General features: G+C 66.6%; 12 protein-coding genes. All 12 read left to right on the forward strand.

The annotated features are described in order from the left end of the window. The 12 genes from ftsW (at window position 1) to ACHMXB_RS04085 (ending at window position 11,425) form a co-directional block, all read left to right on the forward strand. Complete coding sequence (gene ftsW / locus ACHMXB_RS04030) at window positions 1-1,332, forward strand: putative lipid II flippase FtsW (RefSeq protein ID WP_395402974.1); 1,332 nt, start codon at window positions 1-3, stop codon at window positions 1,330-1,332. 10 nt (window positions 1,333-1,342) lie between these two features. After that, window positions 1,343-2,443: an undecaprenyldiphospho-muramoylpentapeptide beta-N-acetylglucosaminyltransferase gene (murG, locus tag ACHMXB_RS04035; RefSeq protein ID WP_395402976.1), complete on the forward strand. Its 1,101-nt coding sequence runs from the start codon at window positions 1,343-1,345 to the stop codon at window positions 2,441-2,443. Beyond that, a complete protein-coding gene (gene murC, locus ACHMXB_RS04040; protein ID WP_395402978.1) occupies window positions 2,440-3,816 on the forward strand; it encodes a UDP-N-acetylmuramate--L-alanine ligase in 1,377 nt (458 codons plus the stop codon). The genes murG and murC overlap by 4 nt, the downstream gene beginning before the upstream one ends. Further along, window positions 3,809-4,927, forward strand: a complete 1,119-nt coding sequence (locus ACHMXB_RS04045) for a cell division protein FtsQ/DivIB (RefSeq protein ID WP_395402980.1) — start codon at window positions 3,809-3,811, stop codon at window positions 4,925-4,927. The genes murC and ACHMXB_RS04045 overlap by 8 nt, the downstream gene beginning before the upstream one ends. Before the next feature lie 217 nt (window positions 4,928-5,144). Continuing rightward, complete coding sequence (ftsZ, locus tag ACHMXB_RS04050; protein ID WP_395402982.1) at window positions 5,145-6,377, forward strand: cell division protein FtsZ; 1,233 nt, start codon at window positions 5,145-5,147, stop codon at window positions 6,375-6,377. Between the two features lie 68 nt (window positions 6,378-6,445). Next, window positions 6,446-7,201, forward strand: a complete 756-nt coding sequence (locus tag ACHMXB_RS04055; RefSeq protein ID WP_395402984.1) for a polyphenol oxidase family protein — start codon at window positions 6,446-6,448, stop codon at window positions 7,199-7,201. After that, window positions 7,194-7,931: a YggS family pyridoxal phosphate-dependent enzyme gene (locus tag ACHMXB_RS04060; protein WP_395402986.1), complete on the forward strand. Its 738-nt coding sequence runs from the start codon at window positions 7,194-7,196 to the stop codon at window positions 7,929-7,931. Before ACHMXB_RS04055 ends, ACHMXB_RS04060 begins: the two co-directional genes overlap by 8 nt. A gap of 89 nt (window positions 7,932-8,020) precedes the next feature. Further along, window positions 8,021-8,551 carry a cell division protein SepF gene (locus ACHMXB_RS04065; protein ID WP_111903652.1) on the forward strand — a complete coding sequence of 177 codons (531 nt, stop codon included), beginning with the start codon at window positions 8,021-8,023 and terminating at the stop codon, window positions 8,549-8,551. A 146-nt stretch (window positions 8,552-8,697) separates the two neighbouring features. Beyond that, complete coding sequence (locus ACHMXB_RS04070) at window positions 8,698-8,985, forward strand: YggT family protein (RefSeq protein ID WP_102973980.1); 288 nt, start codon at window positions 8,698-8,700, stop codon at window positions 8,983-8,985. A gap of 171 nt (window positions 8,986-9,156) precedes the next feature. Further along, window positions 9,157-9,852: a DivIVA domain-containing protein gene (locus ACHMXB_RS04075; RefSeq protein ID WP_395402988.1), complete on the forward strand. Its 696-nt coding sequence runs from the start codon at window positions 9,157-9,159 to the stop codon at window positions 9,850-9,852. A gap of 81 nt (window positions 9,853-9,933) precedes the next feature. Next, window positions 9,934-10,506 carry a signal peptidase II gene (lspA, locus tag ACHMXB_RS04080; RefSeq protein WP_395402990.1) on the forward strand — a complete coding sequence of 191 codons (573 nt, stop codon included), beginning with the start codon at window positions 9,934-9,936 and terminating at the stop codon, window positions 10,504-10,506. Continuing rightward, window positions 10,499-11,425, forward strand: coding sequence for an RluA family pseudouridine synthase (locus ACHMXB_RS04085; protein ID WP_395402992.1), 927 nt, complete (start codon window positions 10,499-10,501; stop codon window positions 11,423-11,425). Before lspA ends, ACHMXB_RS04085 begins: the two co-directional genes overlap by 8 nt. Window positions 11,426-11,449: the final 24 nt, after the last annotated feature.

An 11,449-nucleotide genomic window follows, 5' to 3' on the forward strand; every position in this document is an offset into this window, starting at 1 on the left:
ATGGTCAGCACACCCACACGTCCCGCGGCCGCCCGGCAGCGGGCGGGGGAGAAACCCGGACCGGGTGCTGCACCGAAGACTCCGGCATCCAGGCTTCCCGCGAGCGGCCGGCTGCTCCGGTGGTACAGGCGCTTCTGGACTGCCCTCGAGGGAAACGGCAAGTCGCGCAACGGCTCCACCTACTACCTCATCCTCGGCACCACGCTGGCCCTGACTGCCATCGGCATCATGATGGTGCTCTCGGCCTCCAGCGTGGAGGCGATTGCCGCGGACAAGTCGCCCTACGGGGACGCCCTGAAGCAGAGCCTGTTCGCCGGTCTCGGCATCTTCACCATGTTCGTGCTGTCCCGGATCAACGTGGTGTGGCTGAAGCGACTTGCCTGGCCGGCGATCGGTGTTGCACTGGTGCTGCTGGCCCTCGTGCTGGTCATTGGCACCAGCGTCAACGGCAACAAGAACTGGATCGACGTCGGCGGGTTCTTCACCCTGCAGCCTTCCGAGGCCGCCAAGCTTGCCCTGGCCCTGTGGATGGCCACCGTGCTCGCCAAGAAAGCGTCGCTGCTGCACCAGTGGGGACACGCCGTGGTCCCCGTGGTGCCCATAGCCGGCGCGATCATCGGACTCGTCCTGGTCGGAAACGACCTCGGCACCGGCATGATCATCATGCTCATCACCGCCGCCGCCCTGTTCTTCGCCGGGGTGCGCCTCTACCTGTTCGGGTTCGCAGCCCTGGGCCTGGGCGCGGTCATAGCGGTCATGGCCATGACCAGCTCCAACCGGGTCTGCCGCATCACCTCGTGGTGGACCGGCCAGAGCTGCGGCGACGGCATCGACGCCAACTACCAGTCCACCAACGGCATGTACGGGCTGGCATCGGGCGGCTGGTTCGGCGTCGGGCTCGGGCAGAGCAGGCAGAAATACAGCTGGATCCCCGAAGCCCATAACGACTTCATCTTCGCCATCATCGGTGAGGAATTCGGGCTGGTGGGGACCGTCGTCGTACTGGTCCTGTTCGCCATCCTGGGCGCCTCCATCTACCGGGTGGTGGTGGCACAGGAAGACCTGTTCCACCGGGTCCTGGCCGGAACCATCATGGTGTGGCTGCTCGGCCAGGCGACGGTCAACATGGCCGTGGTCACCGGCCTGATGCCGGTGATCGGCGTCCCGTTGCCCTTCATCTCCTACGGCGGTTCGGCGCTGCTGATGTCGCTCTGCGCGATCGGCGTAGTGTTGTCACTGGCCCGGGAACAGATGGCGCCCAACATCCGGCCCCGTAAACTGCTCGGCCCGTTGCGGCTGCCCGGGCGCAAGAAATCCCGTACGAAAGCGTAACCAGCACCTGATGAAAACCGAGTCATTGTCCGTGGTCCTCGCCGGCGGCGGAACAGCAGGCCATATCAACCCGCTGCTGGCCATAGCCGCCGCCATCCGCGATGCCCGCCCCGACGCCCGGCTGCTCGCCGTCGGAACAGCCGCCGGCATGGAGACCAGGCTGGTCCCGGCCGCCGGGCTGGAGCTGGCCACCATCGACCGTGTCCCGTTCCCGCGGAAGCCCTCCGCGGACCTGCTCCGCCTTCCGGGGCGCCTCGCGGGCGCAGTGCGGCAGGCCGGTCGCATCCTGGACGACTCCGCAGCCGACGTCCTCGTCGGCGTGGGCGGCTACGTGTGCACGCCCATGTACCTCGCTGCCTGGCGGCGGAAGATCCCCATCGTCATCCACGAAGCCAACACCCGGCCGGGCCTGGCCAACCGGGTCGGGGCGCGGCTGAGCCGGCACGTGGCCGTGGCGTTCGCCGGCACTCCGCTGCGCCACGCCCGCCACGTGGGCATGCCCATGCGCCGCGAAGTCTCGGCCATGGTCAGGGCAACGGCCCGGGACGGCGCCCTGCGCAGCCTGGACCTGCAGCCCGGGAAGCCGGTGCTCATCGTGACCGGAGGTTCGTCCGGGGCGCAAAGCATCAACCGCACCGTGGCGGGCTCGCTCGAAGCACTGTCCAAGGCCGGCGTCCAGACCATCCACATCACCGGCCGCGGCAAGTCTGTGGCGGACGCAGACGGCAACGCGCTGAGCGCCGACGGCTACCGCCAGCTTGAGTACGTCGACGGCATGGAAACCGTCTACGCCGCGGCTGACCTGCTGCTCGCCCGTTCCGGCGCCGCCACCGTCAGCGAGGTGGCCGCCGTCGGCGTTCCCGCGGTTTTCGTGCCGCTGCCGATCGGCAACGGTGAGCAGGCGCTGAACGCCCGCGGGCTGGTGGAAGCGGGCGGCGCCCTGCTGGTGGCGGACCGGGACTTCACCCCCGAATGGGTCCGCACCAGCCTCATCCCGCTGCTGAACGACCGTTCCCGCCTCGACACGATGGCCGCGAACGCGGAGAACCTTGGCATCCGAAATGCCGATCAGCTCATGGCCGACCTCGTACTGGAAGCGGTATCCAAATGACCACCAACGCAGCACCCAGCCAGGAAACACTGGGCCGCGTGCACTTCATCGGGATCGGGGGCGTGGGCATGTCCGCCGTCGCCAGGATCATGGTGGCGCGCGGGATTCCCGTCAGCGGAACGGATGCGAAGGACCTGCCGGTCATGACGGAGCTCGCCGCGGCTGGCGCCCGGATCTGCGTGGGCTACGACGCCGGCAACCTCGGCGACGCCCAGACCGTCGTGGCAGGATCGGCGATCCGCGCCGACAACCCCGAACTCGAGGCCGCGCGGGCCGCGGGCCTGCCCGTGCTGCACCGCTCCGAAGCGCTGGCCGCCACCATGGGCGATGACCTCGTGGTGACCGTGGCCGGAACCCACGGGAAGTCCACCACCACGTCCATGATCACGGTGCTGCTGCAAGGCGCGGGCCTCGACCCGTCGTTCGCGATCGGCGCCAATGTTCCGGCGCTCGGCGTCAACGCGGCGAACGGCAGCTCCCAGGTGTTCGTTGCCGAGGCGGATGAATCCGACGGTTCGTTCCTGAACTACCGTCCGCAGATCGCCGTGGTCACCAACGTGGAACCGGACCACCTCGACCACTACGGCACCGCCGAAGCCGTGTACGAATCCTTCGACCGCTTCTCGGCGCTGCTGCCGGCGGACGGCGTGCTGGTGGCCTGTGCGGACGACGCCGGTGCGCACGCGCTGGCGCTGCGCACCAGGGAGCGGGGCAATGCCCGGGTTGTTCTCTACGGCACCTCTGAGGCCGCCGACCTCCGGCTCGACGACGGCGGCCCGGGCAAGGTTGCCATTACGACGGCGGGCGGCCGGTTCCCCCTGGCACTGCAGGTCCCCGGACGGCATAACGCGCTGAACGCTGCCGCCGCCATGGCGGTGGCGCTCGAACTCGGCGTGGACGCACAGGCGGCTGCATCGGCCCTGGCCGGCTTCTCCGGCGCGTCGCGGCGGTTCGAATACAAGGGGGAGGGCCGGGGCGTGCGGGTCTACGACGACTACGCCCACCACCCCACGGAGGTGCGGGCAGCCCTCGCGGCGGCGAGGTCCGTGGCCGGCGACCACAAGGTGCACGTGCTCTTCCAGCCGCACCTGTTTTCCCGGACCCGGGAGTTCGCCGCCGAGTTCGCCGACGCTCTCAAGGCCGCGGACTCTGCCCTGGTGCTCGACATCTACCCGGCACGGGAGGATCCCATCCCCGGCGTCACCAGTGCGCTCATCACCGAGCATCTCGGCGCAGGCAGCGGCCTGATCGGCGGCGACGAGGCCGTAGCCGCCCTGGCCGCCGCCGCGCAGCCGGGGGACATCATCCTCACTGCAGGCGCCGGGGACGTCACCGCCTACGGGCCGCTCATCGTGGAGTCCCTCGGTGGCTAGCACCAGGCGCCCCACCTACCGTCCGGCCAAGCCCGCCGCCCGGGACACTGCCGGCCGGGACTCTGCCGGCCGGGACACTGCCGGCCGGGACTCTGTTGGCCGGGACACGGCCGCTGGTACCGACGGCGGCAAGCCGGCCGTGATTACCGCCACCAAGGGCGTGCCTGAGGGCAAGGCGCAGGAGAACGCCAACACGCCGAGGGGGAAGGCAACACCGAAGGGCAACGCTGCTCCGAAGGGCACGGCACAGGCCAAACCAGCCAAGGCCCCGTGGCCCCGGCTGAAAGGCCCGGAATCTGCCAAGCCGGGACCTGCCGAGCCCCGGCCTGCCAAGCCGGGAACTGTCGCGGCAGGACCGGATGCCACTGCACCGGACGCGGCCGGGCAGGACAATGTGCTTGCCTTTCCCGAGCCCCGGGGCCGGCGCATCAGGCGCAACATCATAGTTGCCGTGTGTGTCACGGCCGCCCTGATGGCGGGGCTCATCGTGGCCGCCGTCTATTCACCGGTGCTTGCGGTCCAAAGCATGAGCATCACCGGCACGAAGCTCCTCAAACCCGCCCAGGTGCAGGCGGCGCTCAAGCCAATTCTGGGCAAGCCGCTGCCGCAGGTCAGCGATTCGGAGGTCAACGCGCTGCTGAAGCCGCTCGTCCAGATCAAGTCGGTCACCACCCAGGCCCACCCGCCGTCCGTCCTGGTGGTGCAGGTTCAGGAACGCGTCCCCGTCGCCCTTGTGAAGCGCGGCAAGGACTACATGCTCGTGGACGTCGACGGCGTGCGCCTCAGCACCACCGCCGACCCCGCCTCCGTGAAGCTGCCGGTGATTGACGGCGGCGCAGGCACCATCGGCAAGGACCTGTTCCAGGCCACGGCCGAGGTCCTCGGCGCGCTCCCGGCCAACGTGCTTGCCAAGCTCTCCAACGCCTCCGCCAAGTCCGTCGATGCAGTGGAACTCAAGCTGCTGGACGGCCAGACCGTCATCTGGGGCAACGCGGGGGAGAAGGAACTCAAGGCCCGGGTGCTGGAGGCGCTGCTCAAGGTACCTGCAGATCCAGCCAACCCGGTCAGCACTTACGACGTGAGTGTGCCGCGGCATCCGGTGACGCGGTGATCTTGGCGCGACGATCTTGACGCGAACCCTCCATGTATTTCACGGGGATTAGGACGACACGCGGTGGCGGTTATTGAATGTAGCCAGCATAGGAAATAGCGTCACAGACGTGAGTTACTTGACATAACTATAACCTTCAACTGGAAGGTTAAGGTTCAGGGCTTCAAGCTCGACTCCATCAGTTTTCGCAATAGGACACTAACAAGGGACACGTAACGTGGCAGCTCCGCAGAATTACTTGGCCGTCATCAAGGTCGTCGGCATCGGCGGCGGTGGCGTGAACGCAGTCAACCGCATGATTGAGGTGGGTCTCCGCGGCGTCGAATTCATAGCAATCAACACCGACGCCCAGGCCCTCCTGATGAGCGATGCTGACGTCAAGCTTGACGTCGGACGGGAACTGACGCGCGGGCTGGGTGCCGGGGCGAACCCCGAGGTTGGCAAGCAGGCTGCCGAGGACCACGCTGACGAGATCGAGGAAGTCCTCCGCGGTGCCGACATGGTCTTCGTGACCGCGGGTGAAGGCGGCGGCACCGGAACCGGCGGCGCGCCGGTGGTTGCCCGCATTGCGCGCTCCCTTGGCGCCCTGACCATCGGTGTGGTCACCCGTCCGTTCACCTTCGAAGGCCGGCGCCGCGCAGGCTCCGCCGAGGCGGGCATCGACGCCCTGCGCGACGAGGTGGACACCCTGATCGTGATTCCCAACGACCGTCTGCTGTCCATCAGCGACCGCAACGTCTCCGTCCTGGACGCCTTCCGCTCCGCTGACCAGGTCTTGCTGTCCGGTGTGCAGGGCATCACGGACCTCATCACCACGCCCGGCCTGATTAACCTTGACTTCGCCGACGTGAAATCCGTCATGCAGGGCGCAGGATCCGCCCTGATGGGTATCGGCTCCGCGCGCGGCGAGGACCGCGCGGTCAAGGCAGCAGAGCTCGCCATCGCCTCCCCGCTGCTGGAAGCGTCCATCGACGGCGCCCACGGTGTCCTGCTGTCGATCCAGGGCGGTTCCGACCTCGGACTGTTTGAGATCAACGAGGCTGCGCGTCTCGTGCAGGAAGTTGCCCACCCTGAGGCCAACATCATCTTCGGTGCGGTCATCGACGACGCCCTGGGCGATGAAGCCCGCGTCACCGTCATCGCGGCCGGCTTCGACGACGTCAAGGCCACCTCGCCGTCCATGGACCAGTCGCAGCCGCAGTCTGCACCGCAGCGCCCCGCCGTTCCGGCCGCGGCCCCGCAGAGCCAGCCGTCAGCGGGCAGCCCGCAGGTCCACGTCCAGCCAGTTCACGCCGGTGTCGGCGCTGCGGGTCTCAGCAGCTGGGGGCAGCAGCGCCCGTCCGCTGTCCCCGCTGACTCGGGTTTCGACGTCGACCTTCCGTCGGTGGTTGAGCCTGACCTGACCGGCAGCCGGTCTGACGACCTGGACGTCCCCGATTTCCTGAAGTAGCAGGATGCCGGGCGGACATCCGCCCGGCAGCTGTCCCAGCTTCCTAACCTGATTGCCGGAGTTCCGAATTGTTTTTGTGGCGTGCTGAAGTGCAGCCTGGCGTGTCCGTGGCGTTCACCGACACGAATGCCGGCAACCTCGCCCTGCACGTGGGCGATGACGCGGCCGCGGTGCTGCGCCGCAGGTGCAGGTTGGAGGACGGCGCCGGTATCTCGCCGCGCAAGTTTCAGTACATGAATCAGGTCCACGGCAACGAAGTGTCCCTTGTTATCGAACCTGGAACAGGTGCTGAGTCCGGGACGGGCGCTGAAGGTGGAACAGCCGTTGAACCAGGTGTACCAATCCAGCCGGCACCGACTGCGGATGCTCTGGTGTCCCTCGGGGGCCCGCTTGCGGTGATGGTAGCGGACTGCATTCCGCTGGTCCTGGTGGGCGCGGGGTCTTCGGGGCCCGTACTGTCCGCTGTTCACGCCGGGCGCCCGGGTCTGTTCTCTGGAGTCATTCCGGCGGCGATTGAAGAAATGCGCGCCTCCGGCGCCGCGGATATCCGGGCCTGGCTCGGCCCGTCCGTTTGCGGAAACTGCTACGAGGTGCCCGCCGAACTCCGCGACGAGGTTGCCGCTGTCCTGCCGTCCGCATGGTCAACCACCTCCTGGGGGACGCCGGCGCTCGACCTGCCCGGCGCTGCCGCCAGCCAGCTCGAGGCCCTCGGCGTTTCCATCGAATACCGGGGACCCTGCACGTTTGAGAACGACTTCCTGTTTTCCTACCGCCGCGACTCCCGGTGCGGCAGATTCGCCGGACTGGTGTGGACCCATGACTGACAGCCCGCCGTCCGGGGATGCCCGGGCAGTGCAGCTGGGGGAGCGCCTGGACGCCGTCCGGCAGCGCATCGCCCGTGCCGCCGCGGCGGCCGGCCGCGAAGAGAACCCGCCGCGCCTGATAGTGATCAGCAAGTTTCATCCGGCCGAGGACGTCCGCCGGCTGGCAGCGCTTGGCGTCCGGGATTTCGGCGAGAACCGGGACCAGGAGGCGGCGGCGAAGGCCGAGGAACTCGAGGCCCTGGAGCTCACTTGGCACTTCGTGGGCCAGCTCCAGAGCAAGAAGTCCAAGACGGTGGTCCGGTACGCCTCAGCCGTCCACTCGGTGGACCGATCCCAGTTGGTGACGGCACTGGAACGGGCCATGGCCGCCCAGCAGGAACTGACCGGACGCGGCGACCTGGACTGTTTCATCCAGGTGAGCCTGGACGACGACGCCGGCGCGCACCGCGGCGGCGCGGCCCCCGCCGAGGTGCCGAAGCTGGCCGAACAGCTCGAAGCCGCGGACGGTCTTCGCCTGGCAGGTGTCATGGCGGTGGCGCCGCTCGGGGCGGATCCGGACCGGGCGTTTGAAAAACTGCTGGGCATTTCAACCGGCCTGCAGCGGAATTTCCCCGGCGCTACGGAGATTTCCGCCGGCATGAGCCAGGACCTGGAGGCAGCTGTCAGATTCGGTGCGACACACCTCCGAATTGGCTCAGATATTCTCGGTTCGCGCCCGGCCGTGCGGTAGCGTCTGTCGTATTGGAAGTGAATGGCGGGGATTCCAATGCTGTCTTGACCTTTGGGCGGCCCGCTTCAGGACACGATTAGGAGTCGACCATGGCTGGCGCTATGCGCAAGACAATGATCTATCTTGGGCTCGCCGACGGCGATGAACACTACGAGTCTGAGCTTTCCACCCAGCAAAAGGATGAGGACAACTCAGTGGAGCATGACCGTGAAGAGCGCCGCGCGCCGGCGCCGCTCCGAGAGGTCACCCGTGAAGTGCCACCAGCTGCCGAAGAGGAATACCGCGCACCCGTGACACCCATTAAGCGAGCGGCATCGAGCCGCGAAGAGACCACCGGACTGCGGCAGATCACCACGATCCATCCGCGCTCTTACAACGACGCCAAGCTCATCGGCGAAAGCTTCCGAGACGGAATCCCCGTCATCATGAACGTGACGGATATGGGGGAGTCGGACGCTAAGCGGCTTGTGGACTTTTCCGCCGGCCTGGTCTTCGGTCTGCGCGGAAGCATCGAGCGCGTGACAAACAAGGTCTTCCTGCTGTCGCCGTCGTACGTTGAAGTCATCGGAGATGACAAGAAAGCGAGCGAGGCCACGGCCAGCTTCTTCAACCAAAGCTAAAAGCGGCGCTCCGGATGCCAGGCAGGGACGCACCTGCCTGGCATCCGTGCTGAAATAGGGGATCAGCAAAATCTGGCAGGATGCCCCTAGCCGGATCCCAGGGCACCGAAGTGCCCGCGATGAACATGGAGACAATGGGTTAGCTCATGGGAATACTATTCGGGCTCGTCTATATCGTCCTGCTGTTCATTTTCGTCGCTTTGATTGTCCGCCTCGTCTTTGACTGGGTTCAGATGTTCGCGCGGGAATGGCGTCCGCGCGGGGTAGCATTGGTGGCGGCTCATGCGGTCTACTCGGTGACCGATCCGCCGCTGAAGGTTCTTCGGCGTCTTATCCCGCCGCTGCGGCTGGGCGGCGTCTCACTGGACCTCGGATTTCTGGTGCTGTTCATCGGCCTGAGCATTGCCATGGCGATCACCAAGTCATTTGCATAACTTCATATCAGCTTGCCGCGCCGGGGCCGATCCGCTTGGATGCCTGCCTTGGCGCAGAAAGCCTTTTCTTCGACGCCACGGTGTTGAATTAGAGGAACCAGACCATATTTAGGTACCGTAGTTTTGACGGCCGGAAGGCCTCCTGACGAACTAGACCAACGAGGTGACCAGATGGCTTTGACGCCAGAAGACGTTGTCAACAAGCGCTTTCAGCCGACCAAGTTCCGCGAAGGCTATGACCAGGACGAGGTTGACGACTTCCTGGACGAGATCGTCGTCGAACTGCGGCGCCTGAACCAGGAGAACGAAGAGCTTCGCAAGAAGCTCGCCGAAGGCGGCACCGGATCACCGGCTGCTACCTCCGCCGTCCCCCCTGTTGTTGAGAAGGTCCCCGCGCCGTCCAAGTCCGAGAAGGACGAAGCGCGCGCGAAGGCCGAAGCTGAAGCCAAGGCCGCTGAAGCTGCCAAGAAGAAGGCAGCTGAGCAGGCAGCCCCCGTTGCAGCCCCGGCACCCGCCGTCACCAGCAGCAACGTCTCCGAGTCCGCTGCCGGCCTGCTTGCCATGGCGCAGCAGATGCATGACCGCCACGTCTCCGAAGGTCAGCAGCAGCGCGACAAGATCATCGCTGAAGCACAGATCGAAGCCAGCAGCCTGGTCAACGACGCGCAGGAGAAGTCGCGCAAGATCCTCGGCGCCCTCGAGCAGCAGCGTTCCGTTCTCGAGCGCAAGGTGGAGCAGCTTCGCGGCTTCGAACGCGACTACCGTTCACGCCTGAAGGCCTACATCGAGGGCCAGCTGCGCGACCTGGACGCCCGTGGTTCCGTTGCCGCCCCTGAGGTTGGCGAAAGCAGCAGCGCCGCCGTTTAGCACGTATTCTGAAGGCCGGTGGCTGAGGATTCCTCGGCCACCGGCTTTTGCCATTAACGACGGTTCCCGAATGAAAGCACCATGACTGACGACCTTGCCGCTGACGCAGCGCATCCAGCCTCATCATCACCGCGGCCCCGGCGCGGCGTCCTGCTGTCCCTGTTCGCCGGACTGGCAGTGTTCGCCTACGTCTTCGACCAGCTCACCAAGCTGTGGGTGACCAACACCATGGTGGAGGGCGAACGGATTCCGGTGCTGCCCCCGCTGCTGCACTGGTACTATATCCGGAACTCCGGGGCGGCCTTCTCCATCGGCGAGAATGTGACCTGGGTGTTCACGATCATCATGGTGATGGTCGCGGCGGCCATCCTGTTCCAGCTGCGCAAGCTCGGATCCGCTTGGTGGGCACTGGCGCTGGGGCTGCTGTTCGGTGGAGCCCTGGGAAACCTGACGGACCGGCTGTTCCGGGATCCGTCATTCGGAATGGGGCACGTGGTGGACTTCATCCAGCTGCCCAACTTCGCGATCTTCAATATCGCCGACTCGGCCGTGGTGTCATCTGTGGTCATCATCTGCCTGCTGACCCTGCGGGGGATCGCCCTTGACGGTTCGCACCATAGCGTCGAAAAGCGGGACGGAACCGACAATGTCTGAGCGGGTGGTGGTCCCCGAGGAGCTGGACGGGGCCCGCGTGGACGCGGGCCTGGCCAAGCTGATGGGCATGTCCCGTTCGTCCGCCGCGACGCTGATAGCCGAAGGCAACGTGGTCAGCGGCGGCAAACCGGTGGGGAAGTCCGCCAAGCTCGCGTCCGGCACCGTGCTGGACGTGACGGTCCCCGAGCGCCGGGATCCCCTTGAAGTCGTGGAGGAAGTTGTGGAAGGCCTGAAGATCCTGCTGGATGACGACGACTTTGTGGTGGTCGACAAGCCGGTGGGGGTCGCGGCGCATCCTTCCCCGGGGTGGGTAGGACCCACCGTCGTCGGCGGTCTGGCCGGGGCCGGCTACCGCATTTCCACGTCCGGTTCCGCCGAGCGTGCCGGCATCGTCCACCGCCTCGACGTCGGGACCTCGGGGGTCATGGTGGTGGCCAAGACAGAACCCGCCTACACCGCCCTCAAGCGGGCGTTCAAGGAACGCACCGTGGACAAGGTCTACCACGCGGTGGTCCAGGGCCTGCCGGATCCCCTTCAGGGCACCATCGACGCCCCGATCGGACGCCATCCCGGCCACGACTGGCGCTTCGCCGTCATTGAGGACGGCCGGCCATCGGTGACGCACTACGAAGTCCTTGAGGCGTTCGGCAAGGCCACCCTCGTGGAGGTGCACCTGGAAACCGGCAGGACCCACCAGATCAGGGTCCATTTCGCCGCGCTTCGCCATCCGTGTGCCGGAGACCTCACCTACGGGGCCGACCCGCGGCTGGCTGCTACCCTCGGGCTCACCCGGCAGTGGCTGCACGCCCGTGAATTGGGCTTTGACCACCCGCGCACCGGGGAACGCGTCACCGTGACCAGCGAATATCCCGAGGACCTCGCCTACGCCCTGGAGGTCCTGGGCACCGGCAAGGCCTGAGCCGGCGGCACCGGCACTAATTGT

Source organism: Arthrobacter sp. UC242_113, assembly GCF_044054585.1.
Lineage (GTDB): Bacteria > Actinomycetota > Actinomycetes > Actinomycetales > Micrococcaceae > Arthrobacter.

What these genes read in the sequence shown, in the direction of transcription:
- ACHMXB_RS04065 (WP_111903652.1), top strand. Translation starts at nt 8,021, where the DNA reads ATGGCTGGCGCTATGCGCAAGACAATGATCTATCTTGGGCTCGCCGAC.
- ACHMXB_RS04070 (WP_102973980.1), top strand. Translation starts at nt 8,698, where the DNA reads ATGGGAATACTATTCGGGCTCGTCTATATCGTCCTGCTGTTCATTTTC.
- ftsW (WP_395402974.1), top strand. Translation starts at nt 1, where the DNA reads ATGGTCAGCACACCCACACGTCCCGCGGCCGCCCGGCAGCGGGCGGGG.
- murG (WP_395402976.1), top strand. Translation starts at nt 1,343, where the DNA reads ATGAAAACCGAGTCATTGTCCGTGGTCCTCGCCGGCGGCGGAACAGCA.
- murC (WP_395402978.1), top strand. Translation starts at nt 2,440, where the DNA reads ATGACCACCAACGCAGCACCCAGCCAGGAAACACTGGGCCGCGTGCAC.
- ACHMXB_RS04075 (WP_395402988.1), top strand. Translation starts at nt 9,157, where the DNA reads ATGGCTTTGACGCCAGAAGACGTTGTCAACAAGCGCTTTCAGCCGACC.
- lspA (WP_395402990.1), top strand. Translation starts at nt 9,934, where the DNA reads ATGACTGACGACCTTGCCGCTGACGCAGCGCATCCAGCCTCATCATCA.
- ACHMXB_RS04060 (WP_395402986.1), top strand. Translation starts at nt 7,194, where the DNA reads ATGACTGACAGCCCGCCGTCCGGGGATGCCCGGGCAGTGCAGCTGGGG.
- ACHMXB_RS04085 (WP_395402992.1), top strand. Translation starts at nt 10,499, where the DNA reads ATGTCTGAGCGGGTGGTGGTCCCCGAGGAGCTGGACGGGGCCCGCGTG.